Source organism: Actinomadura rupiterrae (genome assembly GCF_024172125.1).
In the GTDB taxonomy this organism is placed as follows: Bacteria; Actinomycetota; Actinomycetes; order Streptosporangiales; family Streptosporangiaceae; genus Spirillospora; species Spirillospora rupiterrae.
Genome location: NZ_JAMZEA010000008.1, coordinates 118,278 through 141,329, shown reverse-complemented (window position 1 = coordinate 141,329; position 23,052 = coordinate 118,278). Strand labels below are relative to the sequence as shown.

Genomic DNA, 23,052 nt, shown 5'->3' with positions numbered 1-23,052 from the left:
ACGGCGGCCTGGTGGTCTGGTGGGCGCGGGCGGGCCTTCAGGGCGGCCTGGTGGTCTGGTGGGCGCGGACGGACCAGCGCCGACGGTCTGGTGATTTAGCGGGCGCGGACAGGTCTGCGCGGGCGGTCTGGTGGCCTAGCGGGCGCGGACGGGGCTGCGTGGGCGGTCTGGTGGCCTAGCGGGCGCGGACGGACCGGAAATCGGGGTGGACGCCCGGGGTGAGGCCGCGTTCGTCGGCGATGCGCCGGAGAAGCTCCGTGAGCTGCTGGTGCTCCCCGGGTGAGAGCGCCGAGGTGAGGTCCGTCTCGTGCTCGATCGCGATGGGGATCAGCTCGCCCAGGAGCGATTCGCCGGCCTCGGTCAGGTAGAGCGCATGGAGGCGCCGGTCGTCCGGGTTGCGGCGGCGCTCGACCAGTCCGCGCTGCTCCATCTTGTCCACGAACGGGACGAAGCGGCTCGGCGGCATGCCCAGGCGGTCGGCGAGCTCGCGCTGGCTGCCTCCGGGATTCGCCTTCAGCATTCGCAGGAGGCCGGCCTGGGGCGGCGTCAGGTCCAGCACCTTGATCCGTTCCGCGAACACGCCCGCCGCATGCGCCCCCAACTGCGCCAACAAGAACGCAGCCCCAACCGGCCCCCCGCCGCCGTGCCCGACCGCGCCCTGCCCGACCGCGCCTTCCTCGGCCGCGCCTTGCCCGGCTGCGTCTTGCTCGGCCGCGCCTTGCCCGGCCGCGCCTTGCCCAGCTGCGTCTTCTTCAGCCGTGCTCTGCCCGGTCGCGCTCTGCGCGGGCGCTGGGACGGGCTCCGTCGGCTGTTCGGTCGTCATGGACGAGATGATACACGATTGACAATCGTTCAGATCTGTAATCATTATCGAGTAGAACGATTTCGAGGAGCTGACATGACCACCGCGTCCCACCACGTCCACCCGTCCGCCGTCACTCGGCGTCGCGCTCAGCTGGGCCCGCCGCTGCTCGTCCCCGTGCTGGCCTATGTGGCGCTGACCATCGCGTATGTCGCGGTGAACGCGTCCACGCCGCAGCCCACCGCGTCCGGTGCGGAGGTGCTGCGGCACGACCTTGACCACGCCGCACAGATCAAGGCCGGCGCGTTCCTGCTGTTCGCCTCGGCGTCGCCGCTCGCAGTGACCGCCGCCGTTCTCTACCGGCGGTTGCGCACCCTCGGCGTGACGGCGCCGGGCGGCGCGATATCCCTGGTGGGCGGCGTGCTCGCCGCGTCCGCGCTGGCCCTTTCGGGCATGTTCGCCTGGACTGGGGCGCGGCTCGCCTCCGACGCGTCCCCGGCGCTCGCTCGCGTCCTCGCCGACCTGTCCTTCGCCGCCGGAGGGCCGGGCTTCTCGGTGACGTTCGCCCTGCTCATCGCGGGTGTGTCGGTGCCCGGTCTGCTGGCCCGGCTGCTACCGCGCCCGCTCGCCGTGATCGGCCTGGTGATCGCTGTCGTCGGCGCGCTGTCCTCGCTGACCTTCGCGGTCTACGGCTTCACGTACCTGGTTCCGGTCGTCCGCTTCGGCGGGACGCTCTGGCTCATCGCTACGGCCGCCCTCCTCCCGCGTACCCGCCGTCCCGCCAACGACTAGGGACGCCCGGACGCGTCCGGCAACGAGGCAAGACGCTCGGGCCGTTCGCGGACGTCCGGGAAGCGCAAGAGCCGGGCGGCCTCGCGGTGCCCGGCTCTTCGTGAGGTCAGCTGAGCGGACGGACCTGGACGATTCCGTCCTCCGTCACGCGGGTCTCGAAGGCGGGCTGGCGGCCGGTGGCGGGGCCGTGGACGACCGATCCGTCCGCCACGCGGAACTCGCTGCCGTGCCAGGGGCAGACGACGCAGGTGTCGCCCTCGTCGTCGATGGTGATCCGGCCCTGGTGGAGCGGTCCGCCGAGGTGGCTGCAGCGGTCGGCGAGCGCGTACACCTCGTCCTCCTCGCGCAGGACGAACAGGCTGATATAGCCCAGCGTGCGGCGGACGGGCCAGCCGTCCGGAAGGTCCGCGGCGGGGCAGAGGTCGTGCCAGCCGAGCGGGACGAGGTGGGAGACCTGGTCGGCGTGGTTCGCCCCGGCGGCCTGCCGGAAGGCGAGGTGTCCGCCCAGGTAGCCGCCCGCGAAGAGCGCGCCGAGTCCGGCGAAGCCCAGGGCCCGGCCTGCGGTGTCCCGGCCGCGCAGCCGCGCGATCAGAGATGCCGCGTAGAGGGTGCTCGCGGCGGCCGTCCCCATCGCGTGGACGAGGCCGACCCGCTGCTGCTCGCGGTGCAGCGCGGACCAGTCGGCGATGCCGGTCAGCGCGGTCGGCACGGCACCGGCGAGACCGGCCGCGACCAGCACGGACGAGGCCCGCTCGGTGCCGGGGATCAGGTCGAGGACCGCCGAGGACATCCAGCAGCCCATCGGCAGGTCGGTGAGCGGCGGATGCGCCGGATGCCCGACCGGGACGCCGTGCAGCGCGTCCTTGACCGGGCCGGGAGGGAGCGCCCGCCGGACGCCGCCCGAGATGACCCGGATGGCGCGGTCCAAGACGCTCGCCTGCTCCAGGCCCTCCGCCATGTCCACCGGATGCGGCCCGACCTGCGGCCGGGGGCCGCGCCGGAAGATGCTGCTCGCCCGTCGGTTCAAGGTCGTCCCTCCTCGGGTGCGTGCCTCCGATCCGGTTCCGGACGGCTCCGGTCCCGGAAGGCTCCGGTTCCCGACGCCGAAACTGGACGCTCGATGGCGACCCTAGCCGCCGTCCCGTCCGCGCGGCCACCCGAGGTGAGCAGCCGGACGGACCCGTCCTGCGCCGTCACGCTCCGTCCACGCCGAGGAATACCTACCAGCGGGTAGGGAACCCTAAACCCGGCTTCGGACAACCACTATCGGCACTACCCCGCCCGGAACCGGTTGAACACTCCCGGTAAGGGCCGCGGGACCGGAGCCCGCCTCCAACGTCCGCCCGCCGCCCGACCGGGAACCGAAGAATCTTGGAACCGGACCCCAACGTTTCGTGGCCGCCGGACGTTTTACAGGGGTGAGTGCGAGAGGCCCTCTCCGGAAGTACCGGCGAGGCGGACTTCTCCGGGAGCCCCGGCGGGGGCTCCTACAGAAGCCTGGGCGAGGAGGACTCTTGCAGGGGCCCAGGCGAGCCGGACTCCTGCCGAGGCCCGGGCGTGGACGGCTCCTGCAAGGTCGCGGACGAGGAGGATTCCTGCAGAAGTGCGGACGAGGAGGACTCTGCCGTCGGCAAGGGAACGGGAGTGGAGGACTTCTGCGAGGGCGTGGGGGCCTCCGTTGCCGGCGGGGGTGAGGGCAGCGGTGTCAGGGTGACGGGCACGCCGTTGAACGCGGCATTGCCGGAAAGGGGGTCGATGAACTGGTCGTCGGTGATCGCGTTGACGCTGACGCCGGGGTCCGCCGAGGCGACCCGGGTGCGCGTGCCGGGGAGACCGTGGCCCCAGCCGTGCGGGAGGCTGACGACGCCGGGCATGACCGTGTCCGTGCGGGCGGCGACGGCCTCGACCGTGCCGGTGCGTGACGCCACGCGCACGCGTGCGCCTTCGGCGATGCCCAGGCGGTCGGCGTCGGCGGCGTTGAGCTGGAGCGTGCACGTGTTCGAGCCGCCGCGCAGCTGGGGGATGTTGTGCAGCCAGCTGTTGTTCGAACGCAGCTGCCTGCGTCCGATCAGCACGAGATCGGGACGCGGCGCGTCCAGGGCGGCGGCGAGCCGGTCGGTGTCGGCGGCGAACGCGGGCGGGCACAGCTCGATCCGTCCGGACGCGGTGCACAGCACCTCGTCCAGACGCGGCTTGAGGGGGCCGAGGTCGATGCCGTGCCGGTGCCCGTCCCGCAACCGCGCGAGCGTCAACCCGTCCGGGTTCGCCCCGAACCCCTCGCCGTAGGGCCCAAGCCGCAACATCATGTCCAACCGCTGCTCCACCAGCGGAACCGCACCGCCAACCCCACCCGGCCGCGCCCCGTCACCAGACGCTCCACCCGGCCCCGCCTCGACACCCGGCGTCCCGCCCTGGCCGCCCGACCCCATCCCGGCACCCTGCGTCTCGTCCTGGCGACTCGGCCCGCTCTCGGCACCGGGCGACTCGTCCGCCTGGGCGGCGTACGAGCTGCCTGCGAGGTGCTCACTGCGCGCGGCGGGACCGGAGATGCCGGGGAGTTCTCCGGCTGCGCCGTCGGAGGACGCCGGGTCGGCTGCGGGTGCCTGCTGGGGAGGCGTGGGGCTGGCCGGATGGGCGGTGGACGAGCTGTCTGCGAGGGGCTCGCTACGTGCGGCGGAGCCGGAGATGCCGGGGAGTTCTCCGGCTGCGCCGTCGGAGGACGACAGGTCGGCTGCAGGTGCCTGCTCGGAAGGCCTGGGGCCGGCCGGATGGGCGGTGGACGAGCTGTCTGCGAGCGGCTCGCTGCGTGCGGCGGAGCCGGAGATGTCCGGGAGTTCTCCGCCTGCGGCGTTGGAGGACGACGGGTCGGACGTGGGGGCGGTAGGGCGGGCGAGGAGTTTGCGGAGGTCGGCGGGGTCGCGGCCGTGGACGGGGGAGCCGGGGGCGGCGACGGCGCGGCCGAGCGTGGTCATGATGATCAGCTCGTCCAGGTCGGCGGGGGTGGCGTCGGTGCCGGCGGCGATCGTCGCGAGCCGCGCGATGATCTCCGTCTCGGCCGGGCGGCCGTCCGGGAGGGGGACGGCCGGCGGCGAGTACCGGGCGTAGTCGCGGACGGCGAACGCCAGCAGCGCCACGTCGTAGTGCGGGGTCTGCGCGGGACGCGGCGGCGGCAGCACGACGTGCGCGTGCCGGGTCGTCTCGTTCAGGTACGGGTCCACGCTGACCACGAGATCGAGTGAGGGAAGGAGGCGGTCGAGACGGGCGCCGTCCGGAGCCGAGAGCACCGGGTTGCCGCCGATGGTGATCAGGGCGCGGATCTGCCCCTCGCCGGGGGTCTCGATCTCGTCCGCGAGGGTCGCGACGGGCAGCTCGCCCATGGTCTCGGGCAGCCCGCGCACCCGGCTGCGCCAGCGGCCCGTGGTGAACGGGCGCCGCCGCCGGTACACCGGCATGTGCGCGGGCCGCGGGAACATCGCGCCGCCCGGCCGGTCGAGGTTGCCGGTGAGCACGTTCAGCACGTCCACGAGCCAACTCGCGAGCGTGCCGAACTCCTGCGTGCAGGTGCCGATCCGCCCGTACACGGCGGCGCGCTCGGCCGCGGCCAGGTCCCGAGCCGTCCGGCGGATCACCGTCGCCGGGACGCCCGTGACCGGCGCGACCCGCTCCGGCGAGAACCCGACGGCCAGCGCACGCAGCTCGTCCAGGCCGTTCAGCGGCAGGTCCTCGGGGACCGACGCCAGCTCCTCGGCGAACAGCGTGTGCACGAGCGCCATCAGCAGGTGCGCGTCCGTGCCCGGCCGGATGAAGAGGTGCTCGTCCCCGAGCGCGGCCGTCCGCGTCCGGCGCGGATCCACGACCACCACGCGCCCGCCGCGCGCCCGGATCGCCTTCAGCCGCCCGCCGAAGTCGGGCGCCGAGCACAGCGACCCGTTCGACTCCAACGGGTTCGCGCCGAGCATCAGCAGGTACTCGGTCCGGTCGAGATCGGGCACCGGGATCGCGAGCGGATCGCCGAACACGTGCCCGCAGCTCACATGCTTCGGCATCTGGTCGGCGGTGCTCGCCGTGTACACGTTCCGCGTGCCCAGCGCCTTGATCAGCGCCGACCCGTACAGCGGCCCCGCGACCGAGTGCGCGGTCGGGTTCCCGACGTAGATCGCGACCGCGTCCCGCCCGTACCGCGCGACGACCCCGGCCAGCTCGTCCCGGACGGCCGCGAACGCCTCGTCCCACCCGACCGGAACCCCGTGCACCAGCGGCGCGTCCAGCCGGTCCGGGTCACCGTCCAGCCGTCCGAGCGTCGCGCCCTTCGGACACAGGAACCCCGCGCTCAGCGGATCCTCCCGGTCCCCGCGCACGCCCGTGACCGCGCCGGCCGCGTCCAGCGTCAGCTCCAACCCGCACAGCGCCTCACAAAGCGGACACGTCCGCCAAGCCGTCCGCCCGCCCATGGCCGCTACTCCTCGTCGCCGCCGACACCGCCCCCATGATGACCCGCCCCCACCCCCCACCGCCACCAACCCCGCCAGGCCGCCCCGACTAGCCAGGCGGACGCCCCGCATCGCGGCCACGCCGCGCCTTCCGCCTGCCCGCCGCCGGGTCCCGGTCGTGTGCTTTGCCCGCGTGCTCTGGGCCGCGTGCTCTGGACGTGTGTGTGCTGCCCGGTCTCGGCTACTGGCCGTGCCGCGCACATGATCGGCCTTACGGCGTTCCCGCCTGCCGAATTTGGTCGCACGCCCTCGTCTAGCGGGTGCGTTGCGCCGCGCTTGGCCAGCCCCGTTGCCCCACTGCGACCGCGTGCCCGTGCCCGGGGGCGTTCTGCTGGTGTTGCGGGTCGGCCGTGCCGGGCACGTGATTGGCCTTACGGCGTTCCCGTCCGGTGGGCTTGGTCGTATGCCCCGTATTACGGGTGCGGTGCGCCGTGTCCGTGCCGTGTGCATGTCGCCGTGCCTGGGTGCCGTGGCTGGTGCCGTGCTGGGGGTGGGTGGATTTGGGGGGTGGCCTTGGGGGTGGGGGGTTTGTGTTGCGGGTGGGGGTGTTTTGGGGGTGGGGGGTTGGTTGGGGGTGTTTCTGCGGGTGGGTGGGGGTGGGGGATGTTGAGTGGGGGTGTGGGCGGAGTTAACTTGGAAGGGAGGACATCGACCGCCTCTGGGAGATGACGCGCATGGAGGCGTGGGTCGCCTGGCTGCTGGTCGCGGCGTTGCTCGGGGTCGCCGAGCTGTTGACGCTGACGCTGGCGCTCGGGTTGCTCGCGGTAGCGGCGCTCGCGGCCGGGCTGACGGCCGCGGCCGGGCTTCCGGTCGTCCTCCAGGGGGTCGTTTTCGGGGTGGTCGCGGCCGGGGGGATCTGGGTGGTGCGCCCGGTCGCGCGGCGGCACGTCCGGCAGCCTCCGGCGCTGCGGTCCGGGACCGCCGCCCTGATCGGACGCGAGGCCCTCACGCTCACCGAGGTCAGCAGGACGGGCGGCCGCGCGCGCATCGGCGGCGAGGAGTGGACGGCCCGTCCGTACGACCCCGAGCTGGTCATTCCCGCCGGGTCCACCGCCGACGTGCTCGCGATCGAGGGCGCGACGGCGGTGCTCTATCCGGTCGGGGTGGCCCGGACACCGGAGGTGGGACCATGACCGATATCGCCATCGCGCTGCTGGTGGTGCTGCTCGGGGCGATCGCGGTGCTCGTCACCGCGACCATGCGGACGGTCTGGATCATCCCGCAGGCGCGGGCCCGGAACGTGGAGCGGCTCGGGCGCTACCACCGGACGCTGGAGCCGGGTATCAGCTTCGTCGTCCCGTTCGTGGACCGCGTGAAGGCCCTGATCGACCTGCGCGAGCAGGTCGTGTCGTTCAAGGCGCAGCCGGTGATCACCGAGGACAACGTGGTGGTGCACATCGACACCGTGCTGTTCTTCCAGGTCACCGACCCGCGCGCGGCGGACTACGAGATCGTCAACTACATCAAGGCGATCGAGCAGCTCACCGCGACCACGCTGCGGAACGTGATCGGGACGCTGGACCTGGAGGCCACGCTGACCTCCCGCGACAGGATCAACACCGCGCTGCGCGGCGTGCTGGACGACGCGTCCGGCAAGTGGGGCATCCGCGTCACCCGCGTCGAGATCAAGGCGATCGAGCCCCCGACGTCCATCAAGGACGCCATGGAGAAGCAGATGCGCGCCGAGCGGGAGAAGCGCGCCGCGATCCTGAAGGCGGAGGGCGCCCGCCAGTCCAACATCCTGACCGCCGAGGGCGAGAAGCAGGCCGCGATCCTGCGCGCCGAGGGCGGGAAGCGGGCCGCGATCCTGGAGGCCGAGGGCCAGGCCACCGCGATCCACGAGGTCTTCACCGCTGTTCACCGCGCCGACCCCGACCCGAAGCTGCTCGCCTACCAGTACCTCCAGACCCTCCCGAAGCTCGCGGAAGGCGAGAACAGCACGTTCTGGATCATCCCGGGCGAGGTCACGTCCGCTCTGGACGCCATCAAGCGCGCTTTCACCGGGGGTGCGGACGCTGCGTCTCCGCGCTCCGAGCCGGATGAGGAACGGGAATCCGGGGCCGACGAGGCGTCGCGGGCGCTGGACGCGCCTGCGGAGGACGGGCGGCAGCCCGCGCTGACCTCGGCCGCAAAGCCGGACGATCGGGCGAAGGTCCCCAGCCCCGGGAGCAGGAACGCCGATTCCCCGCAGGGCGCCCAGAAGCGGTAGTCCGAGAAGGCGACCGAACGGCGCTGTTCCGGTGCCCGGACGCGCCGTTCCTCCCAATGTTTGCGCCGTCCCGGTGCCCGGACGCTGTCCTTACGTCGCTCGTCGAGCCTTGCTGTCCCGGCTGCTAGGTGATCTTTCGCGGTGTGGCGTGCACGGGGAGTGATGAAGGCAAGGAAGATCAACAGGGGTTGCGGCGCGGGGGCGGAACGTGAGCGGGATTCAGGTGTTGGGGGAATCGGCCGGGGGAATTGGCAGGTTTTCTGGTGCTTTTGCGGGAGCGGGCCGCTATCGTCGCGCTGGTCCCGTCCGGTATCGGACGGGGCTTCGCGTTGTTTTCGGCCTTGCGGTGCGGGGCCGGGCGGGTATCGGAGCGTGAGCATGCCGCGTGGCCTTCGTCTGGCCGGTGGGCTGTTGGGGACGTCCCTCGTTATGGCCGGTGGGCTCGCGGCCCCAGCGGACGCGGCCGGAGGGCTGCGCAAGGCGGACACCGGGGCGTCGATCGTGGCGCAGAAGCGGGTGGACGCGCGGACGTTCGACGTGTCGGTGAAGTCGCCGTCGCTGCGGCAGACCGTGAGCGTCCGGGTGATCACGCCGAAGGGCTGGTCGCGGACGTCGGGCCGGACGTGGCCGGTGCTGTACGCCTACCACGGCGGCGCCGACCACTACGAGTCCTGGACGCGCAGCACCGACATCGAGCAGGTCGCCTCGGGATGGGACGCGATGGTCGTCCTCCCGGAGGGCGGCCTGGACGGGTCGTACACCGACTGGTTCAACTACGGGAAGGGCGGTTCGCCCAAGTGGGAGACCTTCCACACCCGTGAGGTCGTCCAGCTGATGGAGCGCAACTTCCGCGCCGGGACGAACCGGGCCGCGATGGGCATCTCGTCCGGCGGGCAGGGTGCGGTCACCTACGCGGCGCGGCACAAGGGCCTGTTCAAGTACGCGGCGTCCTTCAGCGGGATCGTGCACCTGACGCAGCCGGGCATCCCCGCGGTGCTGATGGCCCTGGGCTACGCGTTCGGCCCGAAGGGCGACGACCCCTTCCGGATCTGGGGGCCGCCGACCGGCGACATGGCCAACTGGAAGGCGCACGACCCGTACGTCCTGGCGAAGAACCTGCGCGGCGTCGGGCTCTACCTGTCGTCCGGCACGACCGGCGAGCCCGGTCCACTCGACCCGCCCTTCAAGGACTGGGACTACGTCAAGATGCGCCTCGCGGGCGGGGTGAGCGAGCAGACGGCGGGCGCGACCAACGTCTCGCTGGCCGCCCGGCTGAAGCAGCTCAAGATCCCGGTGACCACGCACATCTACGGCAACGGCTGGCACCAGTGGGCGTACTGGCAGGTCGAGATGCACACCGCCTGGCCGCTGATGATGCGTTCCATCGGGGCCCACAAGACCGCCTAGGACGCGTCCGCACCAGACCCGCGCGGTCTCCCTCGGCTTCGGTCAGGACGTGCCGTTCACGCCGAGGCCCTTGGCGACGCGGTCGCCCAGGTCCTTGTGGACGTTGCGCCAGTACTCGACGACGCGCTTCTTGGTGTCGGAGGTGACCTCGGGCGCCGAGGCGTGGCCGACGATGTTGGTGACGAGGTGCTCGCGGTCGGTGTCGGTCATGACGCGTTCCCACAGGGCGCGCGGCTGGGAGAAGTCGTCGTCGTCGCGGTGCAGGTCGTAGGCGTGCCGGACGATCTCGCCCGCGACCTCGTAGGACTCGCCCCACCAGGTGGACGGGTCGGCCGCGACCGGGCCGCCGGCCGAGTTCGGCGCGTACACCGGGTCGGTCGGGTTCTCGTAGGTCATCGGGCCGTCGAAGTTGTAGGTGTCGACCCGGCTCTTCGGGCGGTTCACCGGGAGTTGCAGGTAGTTCGCGCCGATGCGGTGCCGGTGCGTGTCCGGGTAGGAGAACAGTCGGCCCTGGAGCATCTTGTCCGGGGACGGCCCGATACCCGGCACGAACGCGGACGGCTCGAACGACGCCTGCTCGATCTCGGCGAAGTAGTTCTCGGGATTCCGGTTCAGCGTCCACTTCCCGATGGTGATCTCGGGGTAGTCGGAGTGCGGCCACACCTTGGTGAGGTCGAACGGGTTGAACCGGTAGCCGGCGGCGTCCGCGAACGGCATGACCTGCACGTTCACCGTCCAGGACGGGTACTCGCCGCGGTCGATCGCCTGGTGCAGGTCGCGGATGTGCACGTCCGGGTCGGTGGACCGCATCTCCTGGGCCTCGGCGTCGGTGAAGTTCCGGATGCCCTGGTCGGTCTTGAAGTGGTACTTCACCCAGAACCGCTCCCCGCCGGCGTTGTACCAGAGGAAGGTGTGCGACCCGAAGCCGTGCATGTGCCGCCAGGACATGGGCGTGCCGCGGTCGCTCATCAGGATGGTGACCTGGTGGGCCGACTCGGGGGACAGCGTCCAGAAGTCCCACTGCATGTTGTTGTCGTGCAGGTGCGTGTCGGCGCGGCGCTTCTGGCTGTGGATGAAGTCGCTGAACTTCTGCGGGTCGCGGACGAAGAAGACCGGCGTGTTGTTGCCGACCAGGTCGTAGTTGCCCTCGTCCGTGTAGAACTTCATCGCGAAGCCGCGCGGGTCGCGCATCGAGTCGGCCGCGCCCATCTCGCCCGCGACCGTGGAGAACCGCACGAGCGACTCGGTGCGGGCGCCCTTCTGGAACAGCCCGGCCTTGGTGAACTGGCTGACGTCCTCGGTGATCTCCAGGACGCCGTAGGCGCCGCCGCCCTTGGCGTGCACGACCCGTTCCGGCACCCGCTCCCGGTTGAAGTGCGCCATCTTCTGGATCAGGTAGTGGTCCTGGAACAGCAGCGGGCCGTTCGGGCCGACGGACTGCGAGTGCTCCAGGCTGGGCGCCGGGTTGCCGGTGTCGTTGGTCGCGATGCGCTTGTCGGACATGGGCGCGCTTCCTCCTTGCTCTGCCGGATCGTCGGATCAGGGCCACTACCCGTGAAGGGTTCTGCGGAGCGGCCGACCCTGGAAAAGGAACCACCAAGAGGTGTGAAGGGCTCCCGTCGTGCCCCTGGATGTATGCCCTCGATGGGCGGTTGGTACGGGTCCGTGCCGCTGATGTTTCATGTGGAACCAGGTAAAGGAACGGTCGCGGGAGGTTCGATCGCCAGGCCGAAACGGGCGGAGCATCCGGCCCCGCATGCCATCCTTGGCCGAGCCGATCAAGGAGGTGCGGGCGCGATGCGTGACGGACACCCTGCGTACAGCCAGATTTCGCGTGCTCGGAGGACGAGGGCCTTGGCGCTCGCGGCGGTCGGTTGTGCGGTCGCGCTCGCCGCCTCCGCCTGCGGGGACGGCGGGAACGACGCGTCCGCCGACAGCAAGGGCAAGCCGTCCGCGTCCGGGACGGCCCCCAAGCCCGGTGCGGGCCAGCAGCCCGGCGCCGGACGCCAGCCGATCACGATCGCGTTCGGCGGCGACACGCACTTCGAGGGCTCCCTCCGCGGACGGCTCGCCTCCCCCTCCACCGCGCTCGGCCCGATCGCGAAGACCTTGAAGGCCGCCGACTTCGCCATGGTCAACCTGGAGACGGCGATCACCACCGGCGGGACGAAGGCCCCGAACAAGGAGTTCACCTTCCGCGCCCCGCCCTCGGCGTTCACCGCGCTGAAGGCCGCCGGCGTCGACGCCGTCTCCATGGCCAACAACCACGGCATGGACTACATGGAAGGCGGCCTCCGCGACTCGCTGCGCGCGATCAAGAAGAGCGGCTTCCCCGTGGTCGGGATCGGAAAGAACGCCGACGAGGCGTACCGTCCGGCGCGCTTCACCGTGAAGGGCAACCGGATCGCGGTCGTCGGCGCGACGCAGGTGATGGACGACCACCTCATCCAGGCGTGGACGGCCACCGCCGACAAGGGCGGGCTCGCGTCCGCGAAGGACGTCCCGCGCCTCGTCCAGGCCGTCAAGGAGGCCCGGCAGGGGTCCGACTACGTGATCGTCCACCTGCACTGGGGCCAGGAGATGCGGAACTGCCCGCTGCCCCGCCAGCAGGAGCTCGCCAAGGCCCTGGTCGGGGCGGGCGCGGACGTCGTGGTCGGCGGGCACGCGCACGTCCCACTTGGCGGCGGCTACATGCGCGGCAAGTACGTCCACTACGGGATGGGTAACTTCGTGTTCTCGTCGGCGAGTGGGGCGACGGCGAACTCCGGCGTCCTGACGCTGCGCCTGGACGGCGGGAAGGTCGCCAAGGCCACCTGGAAGCCCGCCCACATCTCCGGCGGCATCCCGACCCTGATGACCGGGCAGGCCGCGACCGCCGAGCTCAAGCGCTGGAACGGCCTCCGCGCCTGCACCGGCCTGACCGCCAAGCCTTCTTAACCTGCACCCCTCCGCTGGACTCTCCCATTGAGGGAGGCGGGACAGTGTGGGGGTGAGCGAAGATCTCCTGCCGATCGGCCGGTTCGCGAGGCTGTGCCGGTTGAGCGTGAAACGGCTGCGGCACTACGACGAGCTGGGGCTGCTGACGCCCGCGCACGTCGATCCCGAGTCCGGCTACCGGTACTACCGGCCCGGGCAGGCGCGGGACGCGCTGGCGATCGGGCTGCTGCGCTCGCTGGACGTCCCGCTGCCGATGATCGCGCGGACGCTGGCGGAGGACGACCCGGCGGCGCCGCTCGCGCAGGTCCGGGACCGGCAGGCCGCCGAGCTGGCGCGCCGCCGCCGCGCCCTGGACGTGCTGGAACGCCTGCTCGTCGAGGGGCTGCCCGCACCGCCGGTCACCGTCGTGGACGAACCCGCCCGGACGGTCGCCGTCGCGCGGGACACCGCGCCGTTCGAGGACATCGGTCCCGCGATCGGACGGTGCGCCGCGCGCCTGTCCGGTGTCGTGCCCGCCGAGCCCGCGATCGGGCTGTTCCCGCTGGACCCCGCCGAGGAGATCCCCGTCGCGCTCGCCTTCGTCCTGCCGGACGGGGCGGACGCGCCGGCGGGGACGCGCCGCGAGGTGCTCGGCGGCGGGGCGTTCGCGACGGCCGTCCACGTCGGGCCGTTCGACCAGGTGGGCCTCGTCGTGCACGGGCTGCTGGCCTGGTGCGCCGACCACGGCCACACCCCCGGCGGGACGACCCGGGAGACCTACCTCGCCGACCCTAACCACACGCCGCCGGAAGCGCTGGTGACGCGTGTGCAGATCAGACTGGAGGACGAACGATGACCGATGCCTGGTATGCGGCGACCGACGAGCCTGCCCTGGTGGAGCTGGGCACCGCCCGCGGCCTGTCCGTCAGCGGGCGCGGCGAGCCCGGAGGCCCGGAGCACGCGGCCGCCGTCGAGGCCCTGTACGCGGTGGCCGGAGCCGCCGGCGCGGCCGGTGCGCCGCTCGAAGGACGCTGGTGGGTCGAGGACGAGCGTCCGCCCCTGGAGGTCCCGCGCGCCGAGTGGCGCTGGCACGTGTTCCTCAAGGTGAACGGCGATCTCGGCGCGGAGCGGGTGGAAGGGGCGCTCGACGCCGTCCGGCCCAAGCTCCCGGCGGCCGCGCGGGTCCAGCTGACCGAGTTCGCGGTGGGACGGTGCGTCCAGGTGCTGCACCACGGCGACTACGCGGACGAACCGGCCACGCTCGCCCGCATGGACGCCTTCATGGCCGAGCGGAACCTCGTCCGGCGGGGCCTGCACCACGAGGTCTACCTGAGCCTCGGCGAGCTGACCGTCCTGCGCCAGCCCGTCGCGGCGGCCGGTCCCGGCGGGGCGTGAGGGTCGCTCCCGGAGGGCTGCGGGCGTAGGTTCGCGGAAAGGGCACCCTCCGACGGAGAAGGTGATCGCGGTGCGGGATCACAGGGTGAGGTCGGGCGAGGTCGAGCTGGCCGTGCGCGAGCGAGGGGAGGCGCACCGGCCGACGGTCGTGCTGCTGCACGGCTATCCGGACACCAGCGCCGTGTGGGACGAGGTCGCGGAGATGCTCGCGCAGCGCTTCCGCGTCCTCGCCTACGACGTCCGCGGCGCCGGCGCGTCCACCACGCCCGAGGACCCGAACGACTACCGGATGGAAGCGCTGCTCGGCGACCTCGCCGCCGTGCTCGACGCCGTCGGCGGCGACGCGCCCGTCCACCTCGTCGGCCACGACTGGGGCTCCGTCCAGGGCTGGGCCGCCGTCACCGACGACCCGGCAGGCCGACCCCTCTGGGGACGGATCGCGTCCTTCACCTCGATCTCCGGCCCCGACTGGCGACACGTCGCCCAGTGGGTCCGCCGCGAGACCGCCCGCACCCCGGCCGACCCGCCGGGCCGCGCCTACGTTCCCCAAACCCGAGCCCACGAACGCCCCGCCCGAGAAGCCACCGACCTAGCCGAGGCCCGCAAAGCCGCCAGCGCCACCGCGCCCGGGGCTGACAGCGCTACCGCGCGCGAAGCTGACAGGACTACTGCGCGCGAGCCCGAAGGTACCGCCACGCACGAGGCCGATAGCTCCACCGGGCGCGACTCGGCCAGCGCCGCCGCGCGCGGGGCCGGCGGGGCCGGCAGGGCCGCAGAGGGTGAGGCCGGTGGCGCTGGCGCGTACGGGGCTGGACGCGAGCGAGACCGCGAGGGCGGGCCATACACGGGCCGCGGTGCTGACCGCGCGTCTGAGCAGGCGTCCGACCGCGCAGGTAGGCGCTGGGACGGCGGTCGCGGTGCCAGCCGTGCCTTCGAGCGCCTGGCCGGGCGCGCAGGCGCAGGCGCGGGTGGGCGTGAAGGAGCGCAGGGGGTTGCCTGGCAGGTGGTCGGGCGGGCTCGGGAGGTGGCCGAGCGGACGCGCGGGCTGCGTGAAGGGGCCGGACGGGCGCGGGACAGGGCTCGCCGGACACGACGCGTCCTCGATCAGGCGCGGCGCAGCGCCTACATGCCGGTGTTCGCGGCCCCCGGGACGGGCGAGGCGCTCGCCCGGATCGTCTCCGCGACGTTCGCGCGCGGGCTGAAGCGCGCTGAGGGCGGCGAGCCGCGGCCCGGGCATCCGGCGCCGACGATCGGCCGGGACGCGCGCAACGGGCTCGGCCTGTACCGCGCCAACATCATGCGGCTTTCGTCAGGACAGGGGACGGCGCGCGTGCCGGTGCAGCTGATCGTCCCCACGCGTGACCGGTACGCGACGCAGGACGTCCTCCTGTCGGCGCGCGGTCACGCCGACCCGCTGTACGTCCGGCGCCTCCCGGCCGGGCACTGGGCCGCGCGCACGCACCCGGACCGCATCGCGAACTGGGTCACGGAGTTCATCGACCACCTCGCGGGCGGCCCGGACACTCCCGACCTCATGCGCGCGCGTGCTGCCGGACGTCCCGGAGGCGAGTACACGGGACGGCTCGTCGTGGTGACGGGTGCGGGTAGCGGCATCGGCCGCGCGACCGCCCGCGCGTTCGCCGCCGAGGGCGCGTCGGTCGTGGTCGCCGACATCGACGAGGGCGCCGCCAAGCGCGTCGTGGACGAGATCTCCGGCACCGTGCCCCTCGGCGAGGCGCACCCCTACGGCGTGGACGTCGCCGACCCTGACGCCATGGAGCGTTTCGCCGGATACGTGAGCGAGACCTTCGGCGTCCCGGACGTCGTGGTCAACAACGCGGGCATCGGCATGGCGGGACCGCTGCTGGAGACCGGCGAGCACGAATGGGCCCGGATCCGCGCCGTGAACCTGGACGGCGTGTACCGGGGCTGCCGCCTGTTCGGCGCGCAGATGGTCGCGCGCGGCGAGGGCGGGCACCTGGTGAACCTGGCGTCCATGGCCGCGTTCGTCCCGGGCGCCGACGTGGCCGCGTACTCGGCGACCAAGGCCGCCGTCCTGCAGCTCAGCGAGTGCCTGCGGCAGGAGCTCGCGGACGAGGGCATCGGCGTCTCGGCGATCTGCCCGGGTGTGATCAACACCGAGATCCCGCGCCGCACCCGCTATGTCGGGGTGTCCGCCGAGACCGCCGACGAGCTCCGGGAGTCCGCGGCGCGGGCGTTCGCGCTCCGGGGATACCCGCCCGAGCGAGTTGCGCAGGCGATCCTCCAGGCCGTCCGGCACAACCGCCCCGTCGTGCCGGTGGCCGCCGAGGCCCGCGTGGGACGGACGATCTCCCGCCTGGCCCCGTCCGCGAACCGCGCACTGGCCCGAATGCTCCGCCGCGCAACCGACCGCCACACCCCCCGCCTCCCGGAGGCCCCCTCCACCTAACGTCCCCCAACACGAGCACCCACCGGAGCAAGCGCCCACGGAATGAGCGCCCGCCAACGCGAGCCCCCGCCGAAGCGAGCACCACCCGAAGCGAGCGCCCGCCGACGCGGGTGCCCGCAGAGCGAGCGCCTGCCAACGAGAGCGTCCGCCGACGGAGTGCCCGCCGGAGCCAGCGCCCGCCAAGGCAAGTGCGCGCCAACGCGAGTGCCTGCCGGGGCGAGTGGCCGCCGACGCGAGCGCGCGCCGGAGCCAGTGCCGGATGACGGGAGAGAGCGCCGAGGCGGGTGCCCGCCGGAGTGAGCGCCTGCCCAGGCGAGCGTCCGCAGAGTGAGCGCCTGTCGAGGCGAGCGTCCGCGGGGCGAGTGCCCGCCGAGGCCAGTGCCCGCTGACGCGTGCGTCCGCTGGGCGGGCGTTCAAGGCGCGGCAGGCGAGCAACCGGGCTCCGCGCGCGGATCTTGCGCCGCCGTCCAAGAGCTTGGGCGGCGGCGCCTTGCTATGCGTCCGGGAAGCGGCGGTTCTTGGCGACGTCGAGCAGGACCAGCAGGACGCCCGCGGCCACGAGGGCGGCGGTCGCGACGATCCACCAAGCGGGCGAGGGCATCCAGGACGGCAGTGACAGCACCGGCGTCCAGCCGAAGTACTTGGCGGCGAAGGGCAGCAGCCCCTCGTAGAAGCCGGCGAAGAACACCATTGACTGCAACCCGTCATAGACCTTCGGATCGTTCATGCTGACCAGCTTTGCCGCAGGTCAGGACGGGTACTAGCGACCAAGGTCGATGATCGCGCCGCTTTGGGCGACCGATCCCGCCTGCCCCTTTCGGAACAGCGGGCATGTCCGGATCGTTGTCAGGACGGGCGGCGAGGACGCCGCCGTTCTGGAGCGGCGCCCAGCGGGGGCGGGCGCCGACCGGATGCCCGGTCGTGCCTGTGCCGCGACCGGATGAGCCGCCGTCCGCGACCGCGGACGTCCGCCCGAAGCCTGGTGGCAGCGCTCGGACCGCTGCTCAGAGCCGTCCTGGACGCGCCGGGCCGAACACAAGGGAACCTGATGAGCAGCCACCGGGCCGGGCGACCACGCCCGGAATCAACCGAAACATCCCCAGACGCCCTCCCACGCGCCAACACCGGCGCCTGGGCCCAACCCCCCACACCGCCCACAACCGACCCCGCCGATCCGGCCGCCTCGTCCGGCGACACCGCGCCGCCCGCTGACTCGTCCGGCGCCGCCCCGCCCGGCGCCGCCCCGCCCGGCGCCGTCGCGCCTACCGGGCCGCGCGCCGACTCCTCCGGTGCCACTGCGCCTGCCGAGCCGCCCGCTGGCTCGCCTGGCGCCTTCGCACCTGCCGAGCCGCCTGCCGGTTCGACCGGCGCCCCTGGGCCTGGGGGGTCTTCCGCTGACCCGTCCCGTGCCGTCGCGCCTGCTGGCCCTGCCGTCGGCTCGCCTGGCATCACCGCGCCCGCAGGGTCTTCCGCTGGCTCGCCTGGCGCCTCCGCATCTGCCGAGCCGCCCGCCGGTTCGACCGGCGCACCTGCGCCTGCGGGGTCTTCCGCTGACCCGTCCCGTGCCGTTGCGCCTGCTAGCCCTGGCGTCGGCTCGCCTGGTGCCGCTGCGCCTGCCGCGCCTGCCGGGGCTATGGCCAGCCCGTCTCGGGGCTTTGGGGCTGCTGGGCCGGTTGGTGGGGCGTTTGGTGCCTTCGCGGTTGGTGAGGGGACCGGTGCGTCGGGGCGAGAGCAGCGGCAGGTGGAGTTCGGGGGGCCGGACGAGGGTGGTGGGCGTGGGGCGGGCGGGTATCGGTCGCGGCGGTTGCGGCGGCGTCGGCGGGTGCGGCGGCTCGTTCCGCTCGGGGTGCTCGCGGCGCTGCTCCCGCTCGCTGGTTACGGGCTGTACACGCAGGTCAACGGCAACATCAAGCATGTCAGCGCGGAGGACCTCGGTCCGCGTCCGGCCAAGCTGACCCGCGCGGAGAACATCCTGGTCGTCGGCTCGGACAGCCGGGACGGCGCGAACGCCGAGTACGGCAAGGGGCAGCAGGGCGCGCGCACCGACACGATGATCCTCTTCCACGTCCCGAAGGACGGGAAGGACGTGCGCGGGGTCAGCCTGCCCCGCGACTCCATGGTCCACGTCCCGGCGTGCCGGGGGCCCGGCGGCGCGTCCGTGCCCGCCCGCACCGACCTGATCAACTCGGCGTTCAACGAGGCCGGGCTCGCCTGCGCGTGGAAGACCGTCGAGTCCGCGACCGGCATGCGCGTCGACCACGCCCTCCAGATCGACTTCACCGGCTTCAAGTCCATGGTGGACGCGCTGGGCGGCGTCGAGGTGGACGTCCCGGCGAAGATCGACGACCCGAAGGCGCGGCTGCACCTGAATCCCGGGCGGCAGAAGCTGAGCGGCGAGCAGGCGCTCGGGTACGCGCGCGTCCGCTACAGCGTCGGCGACGGCTCCGACCTGGGCCGGATCAAGCGGCAGCAGCAGCTCATGACGGCGATGGCGGACAAGGCGCGCGGCCAGCTCGGCAACCCGGCCCGGCTGTACTCCTTCCTGCGCGCCGGGTCGAAGTCGGTCACGACGGACGACGGGCTCGGGCTGAAGCGGATGTTCGACCTGGCCAACAGCGTCGGCGACACCGGGAAGATCAACTTCAACACCGTCCCGGTCGGGCCCTACCCGTCCGACCCGAACCGCGTCCAGTGGACGGAACCCGCCGCCGCGCAACTCTTCCAGTCCCTCCGCTGATCCCAGGCCCCCGCCAACCCCAATCCCTCCGCCAACCCTGTGCCGTCCGCCAACCCCGCGTCGTCCGCCAACCTCGCTCCCTCCGCCAACCCCGCGCCGGCCGCTGGTCCGCGTCGGCCGCTGGTCTGCGCCGACTGCTGACCCACGGCCTCCACCGACCGCGGCCTCTGCCCCCGCGCGCGCCTGATCTGCGCCCTCCGAGCTGCCCCGGCCTGAGCTGCGCCCTTTGAGCCGCGCCCGCCTGTCCTGCGCTGGCCTGAGCTGCGCTCGCCGGAGCTGGACCCTCTGGGCCCGAACGCCTGAGCTGGGCCTGGCGCAGCCGCGCGGGCGGCGAGCGACACGCCCCAGCCGGACGCGCCGACCAGCATCATCGGGCCTGGACGGTCGAGGCGGGTGAACGTGCCCGACAAGGCGGACGCCAGGATGCCGCCGCATGCGAGGGCCTGAGCTGCGCCCGCTTGAGCTGCGCCTGCGCCAGATGCGCCGGGCCGTGCTGCGCTTGTTTGGCCTGGGTGTTTGAGTTGCGTGTGGTTGATGTCCGTGCGGGTTAGTCGCGGCGGAAGGCTAGGCAGGCTGCGGCGGCGGCTATGCCTGCGGCGGCCATGAGGGTCCAGCCGAGGCGGTAGTCGGCGTCCAGTGGACGGGTGCCCAGCACGAATGTGAGGACGGCCACGCCCAGCGCGGATGCGATCTGCCGTGTGGTCATCAGGACGGCCGAGCCGAGCGAGATCTGGTCGCCCGGCAGGGCGGTGGACGCGCCGAAGAGCGGTGGCTGGAGCAGTGCCGTGCTCGCGCCGAACAGGATCGCGCCGGGCAGGTAGCCGAGCGCGTATCCGGCGCCGATGCCGGTTGCCCACCAGGCCGCGCCGACCGCGAGGGTGAGCCCGCCGAGGACGGCCGAGACGCGTCCGCCGATGCGCGCGACGACGCGTCCGGAGAAGGGGGACAGCGTCATGCAGGCCAGCGGGACGGGCGCGAGGGCCAGCGCCGCCGTGACCGCCGACCAGTGCAGAACTTGCGTGAAGTACAGGGTCGTCGAGAGCAGTCCGGCCGCGAAGGCGAGGTAGTACAGCCAGACTCCGGTGACCGCGATCGCGAACGTCCGGTTCCGGAACAGCGCCGGGTCGATGATCGGGTCGCGCGCCCGCATGAGCCGCGCCGCGAGCAGCGGCACGAGCACGGTGAGCAGCGCGGCGCTGAAGATCGTCGGGACGGACGGGTAGCCCCAGCCCGTGCCCTGCGTGAGCAGCGCGGTCAGCGTCCCGGCGGTCGCGAGCAGCAGCGCCGCCCCTTGCAGGTCCAGCGGCCGCCGTTCCGGGGCGCCTCGTTCGCGTCCGTCCGGGGTGGTGGGGTCGGGTCGTTCAGGGGTGGTCGGGTGGTCGGGGGTTAGGAGGCGGCGGCCTAGGGCTAGGGCGGCCAGGGTTACGGGGAGGTTGATCAGGAAGATCCAGCGCCAGCCGGCGAGGAGTAGCAGGCCGCCTAGGACGGGGCCGCAGCCGGCGCCGGCCGCGGCGACCGCCGTCCAGATGCCCATGACCGTCGGGTGCTCGCGGCGCGGGAAGGCGGGTAGCGCGAGGCCGAGCGATGTCGGGATCAGCAGGGCCCCGGCCGCGGCCTGGACGACGCGGGCCGCGATCAGCAGGCCGAGCGTCGGGGCCGCCGCGCAGGCGACGGACGCCGCGCCGAACAGGGCCATGCCGATCAGGAAGACCCGGCGCCGTCCGGCGTCGTCCGCGATCCGTCCGGCAGGGACGAGCAGCGCGGCCAGCACGATCGTGTACGCGTTCAGCACCCACGAGACGTCCGCGAGGGAGGCTCCGCCGAATCCGTCCCGGAGGGCGGGGAAGGCGATGTTGACCGCGAACAGGTCGAGGATCGCCAGGAACTGGGCCACCGACGCGACGCCGAGCACCCACCACCTCCGGCCGGGGGAGGCGGTCTCGGGAGGGGCCGGGACGGCGGGTGCCCCCGCCAGCGAAGTGTTCATGATCCAAGCCTCGGGTCGGCGCACGATCACGGACGAGTGGCAGAAATGACACGATGCGCTAGATTCCTGCCATGCGGGTTCTCGCGATCGTCGTGATGGACGACATGCCGGTGTTCGAGGTGGCCATCCCGTGCCAGCTGTTCGGCACGCCGCCGCCCGGGCACCAGGGCCCCTGGTACGACCTGCGGGTCTGCGCGGAGGGCGGGCCCCGGCACGTGCCGATGCGCGGCTCGTCCGGGCACCACGACCTGCCCGGCCTGTTCGGCGTGCAGGCATCGCACGGCCTGGACGCGTTGCGCGAGGCGGACACGATCATCGTTCCGGCGACCGCCGACGTGTCCCGCGACCCGTCCGAGACGCTGCTCGGCGCGCTGCGCGAGGCGCACGGGCGCGGCGCCCGGATCGTCTCGCTGTGCTCCGGCGGGTTCGTGCTCGCCGCCGCCGGGCTGCTGGACGGACGCGCGTCCGCCGTCCACTGGAAGCACGCGGAGACGCTGGCCCGCCGGTTCCCGCGCGTGATCGTCGACCAGTCCGTCCTGTACCACGACCACGGCGACCTGCTCACGGGCGCCGGCAACACCGCCGGGATCGACCTCTGCCTGCACCTGATCAGGCACGATCTGGGCGCGGAGGCGGCCACGGCGGTCGCGCGGCAGATGGTCGTCCCGCCGCACCGGTCCGGTGGGCAGGCGCAGTACGTCGAGGCGCCGATCCCGCGCGCACGCTGCGCCGACGGCCTCGGCCCCGTCCTGGACTGGGCGGTCGAGCGGCTGCACGACCCGCTGACCATCGCCGACCTCGCGTCCCGCGCGGGGCTGACCGTCCGGACGCTGCACCGGCGCTTCCACTCCGAGCTCGGCATGACGCCGCTGCGCTGGCTGCTGACCCAGCGCGTCCTGCGCGCCCGCGAGCTGCTCGAACGCACCGACCTGCCGGTGGACGCCGTCGCCGCCCGGTGCGGCCTCGGCAGCGCCCCGAACCTGCGCGCCCACTTCGCGCGCGAGATGGGCGTCTCCCCGAGCGAGTACCGCCGGGCCCACCGCACCCGCGAATCGGTCCCGGCATGAACGGGGATAGGGCCTGACCGCGTCGGCGAGAGCGGGCTTCCGCGGCGACGGATCATCACGTCGGGATGACCGGGCACCGCGCGGACGAGAGAGAATGGGGACGTGACCGAGATCCGAACGCCGCTCCGCCGCCGCCCCGCCCAGCGCCGAAGCGCCGAACGCGTGCAGCGCATGCTGGACGCCTGCGCGGAGATCCTCGACGAGGACGGCTACGACGGGCTCACCACGACGCGCATCGCGCAGCGCGCCGAGGTCGCGATCGGCTCGGTCTACCAGTTCTTCCCGGACAAGCGCGCGGTCGCGCAGGCGCTCGCCCTCCGCAACCTGGAGGAGTTCGAGCGGCGGGTGTCCGAGCGGCTCGGCCAGGGCGGCTTCGACGACTGGTCCGACACGGTCGGCGCGATCATCGAGATCTTCGTCGGCATGCACCGCTCGGTGCCGGGCTTCCGCGTCCTGCGGTTCGGCGACGTCGCCGACGTCCGGCTGCTGGACGAGGCGGCCGAGAACAACTCGGTCGTCGCGGCCCGGCTGCGCGAGCTGATCGTGGAGACCTTCGGCGTCGCCGAGACGCCCGGCCTGGCCACCGCGCTGGCCATCGCCGTCGAGGCCGCTGATGCCGTGCTCAAGCTCGCCTTCCGCCGCGACCCCGCGGGCGACCCCGCGATACTGGCCGAGGCCGAGCGGCTCATCCACGGCTACCTCGCCGACCACATCACCGCCGGCTGACCCACCGCCCGCCCGCGACGTCCGGCTTCGTGGCGTCTGGCTCCGCGAACGTCCGCCTCAGCAACGTCCGCCTCAGCAACGTCCGCCACGCAA

General features: G+C 73.0%; 17 protein-coding genes. 11 read left to right on the top strand and 6 right to left on the bottom strand.

What is annotated here, in order from left to right; translation table 11 throughout:
- Nucleotides 1-175: 175 nt before the first annotated feature.
- Nucleotides 176-823 carry a MarR family winged helix-turn-helix transcriptional regulator gene (locus FHU30_RS28075; RefSeq protein ID WP_253879763.1) on the bottom strand — a complete coding sequence of 216 codons (648 nt, stop codon included), beginning with the start codon at nt 821-823 and terminating at the stop codon, nt 176-178.
- A gap of 75 nt (nt 824-898) precedes the next feature.
- Here FHU30_RS28075 and FHU30_RS28070 point away from each other — a divergent pair, with 75 nt between their 5' ends.
- Nucleotides 899-1,594 carry a hypothetical protein gene (locus FHU30_RS28070; protein WP_253879762.1) on the top strand — a complete coding sequence of 232 codons (696 nt, stop codon included), beginning with the start codon at nt 899-901 and terminating at the stop codon, nt 1,592-1,594.
- A gap of 106 nt (nt 1,595-1,700) precedes the next feature.
- Here the strand turns inward: FHU30_RS28070 and FHU30_RS28065 are convergent, their stop codons facing one another.
- Together FHU30_RS28065 and FHU30_RS28060 are read right to left on the bottom strand one after the other, a co-directional pair.
- Complete coding sequence (locus tag FHU30_RS28065; RefSeq protein WP_253879761.1) at nt 1,701-2,621, bottom strand: Rieske (2Fe-2S) protein; 921 nt, start codon at nt 2,619-2,621, stop codon at nt 1,701-1,703.
- 460 nt (nt 2,622-3,081) lie between these two features.
- Complete coding sequence (locus FHU30_RS28060) at nt 3,082-6,045, bottom strand: molybdopterin-dependent oxidoreductase (RefSeq protein WP_253879760.1); 2,964 nt, start codon at nt 6,043-6,045, stop codon at nt 3,082-3,084.
- Between the two features lie 713 nt (nt 6,046-6,758).
- On the opposite strand from FHU30_RS28060, the gene FHU30_RS28055 reads away from it, so the two are divergent.
- The 3 genes from FHU30_RS28055 (at nt 6,759) to FHU30_RS28045 (ending at nt 9,700) form a co-directional block, all read left to right on the top strand.
- Complete coding sequence (locus tag FHU30_RS28055) at nt 6,759-7,217, top strand: NfeD family protein (protein ID WP_253880350.1); 459 nt, start codon at nt 6,759-6,761, stop codon at nt 7,215-7,217.
- Nucleotides 7,214-8,293, top strand: a complete 1,080-nt coding sequence (locus FHU30_RS28050; RefSeq protein ID WP_253879759.1) for an SPFH domain-containing protein — start codon at nt 7,214-7,216, stop codon at nt 8,291-8,293. The genes FHU30_RS28055 and FHU30_RS28050 overlap by 4 nt, the downstream gene beginning before the upstream one ends.
- Before the next feature lie 429 nt (nt 8,294-8,722).
- Nucleotides 8,723-9,700 (top strand): alpha/beta hydrolase, encoded by a 978-nt coding sequence (locus FHU30_RS28045; RefSeq protein ID WP_253879758.1) that lies wholly within the window; start codon nt 8,723-8,725, stop codon nt 9,698-9,700.
- Nucleotides 9,701-9,742: 42 nt separating this feature from the next.
- Here the strand turns inward: FHU30_RS28045 and FHU30_RS28040 are convergent, their stop codons facing one another.
- On the bottom strand, nt 9,743-11,203 hold the full coding sequence (locus FHU30_RS28040) for a catalase (RefSeq protein WP_253879757.1): 1,461 nt from the start codon (nt 11,201-11,203) through the stop codon (nt 9,743-9,745).
- A 294-nt stretch (nt 11,204-11,497) separates the two neighbouring features.
- On the opposite strand from FHU30_RS28040, the gene FHU30_RS28035 reads away from it, so the two are divergent.
- The 4 genes from FHU30_RS28035 (at nt 11,498) to FHU30_RS28020 (ending at nt 16,442) form a co-directional block, all read left to right on the top strand.
- Nucleotides 11,498-12,637 carry a CapA family protein gene (locus FHU30_RS28035; protein WP_372503966.1) on the top strand — a complete coding sequence of 380 codons (1,140 nt, stop codon included), beginning with the start codon at nt 11,498-11,500 and terminating at the stop codon, nt 12,635-12,637.
- A 52-nt stretch (nt 12,638-12,689) separates the two neighbouring features.
- The gene (locus FHU30_RS28030; protein ID WP_253879755.1) at nt 12,690-13,472 is read left to right on the top strand and encodes a MerR family transcriptional regulator; all 783 of its coding nucleotides are present in this window, start codon (nt 12,690-12,692) and stop codon (nt 13,470-13,472) included.
- Nucleotides 13,469-14,011, top strand: coding sequence for a GyrI-like domain-containing protein (locus FHU30_RS28025; protein ID WP_253879754.1), 543 nt, complete (start codon nt 13,469-13,471; stop codon nt 14,009-14,011). The genes FHU30_RS28030 and FHU30_RS28025 overlap by 4 nt, the downstream gene beginning before the upstream one ends.
- Nucleotides 14,012-14,081: 70 nt before the next feature.
- A complete protein-coding gene (locus tag FHU30_RS28020; protein ID WP_253879753.1) occupies nt 14,082-16,442 on the top strand; it encodes an SDR family oxidoreductase in 2,361 nt (786 codons plus the stop codon).
- A 493-nt stretch (nt 16,443-16,935) separates the two neighbouring features.
- Here the strand turns inward: FHU30_RS28020 and FHU30_RS28015 are convergent, their stop codons facing one another.
- Complete coding sequence (locus FHU30_RS28015; RefSeq protein WP_253879752.1) at nt 16,936-17,169, bottom strand: hypothetical protein; 234 nt, start codon at nt 17,167-17,169, stop codon at nt 16,936-16,938.
- 1,014 nt (nt 17,170-18,183) lie between these two features.
- Here FHU30_RS28015 and FHU30_RS28010 point away from each other — a divergent pair.
- Nucleotides 18,184-19,179 carry an LCP family protein gene (locus FHU30_RS28010; protein ID WP_253879751.1) on the top strand — a complete coding sequence of 332 codons (996 nt, stop codon included), beginning with the start codon at nt 18,184-18,186 and terminating at the stop codon, nt 19,177-19,179.
- Between the two features lie 547 nt (nt 19,180-19,726).
- Here FHU30_RS28010 and FHU30_RS28005 read toward each other — a convergent pair.
- On the bottom strand, nt 19,727-21,166 hold the full coding sequence (locus tag FHU30_RS28005; RefSeq protein ID WP_253879750.1) for an MFS transporter: 1,440 nt from the start codon (nt 21,164-21,166) through the stop codon (nt 19,727-19,729).
- A 71-nt stretch (nt 21,167-21,237) separates the two neighbouring features.
- Here FHU30_RS28005 and FHU30_RS28000 point away from each other — a divergent pair, with 71 nt between their 5' ends.
- Complete coding sequence (locus FHU30_RS28000) at nt 21,238-22,233, top strand: GlxA family transcriptional regulator (RefSeq protein ID WP_253879749.1); 996 nt, start codon at nt 21,238-21,240, stop codon at nt 22,231-22,233.
- 102 nt (nt 22,234-22,335) lie between these two features.
- Nucleotides 22,336-22,959: a TetR/AcrR family transcriptional regulator gene (locus FHU30_RS27995; RefSeq protein ID WP_253879748.1), complete on the top strand. Its 624-nt coding sequence runs from the start codon at nt 22,336-22,338 to the stop codon at nt 22,957-22,959.
- Nucleotides 22,960-23,052 lie beyond the last annotated feature (93 nt).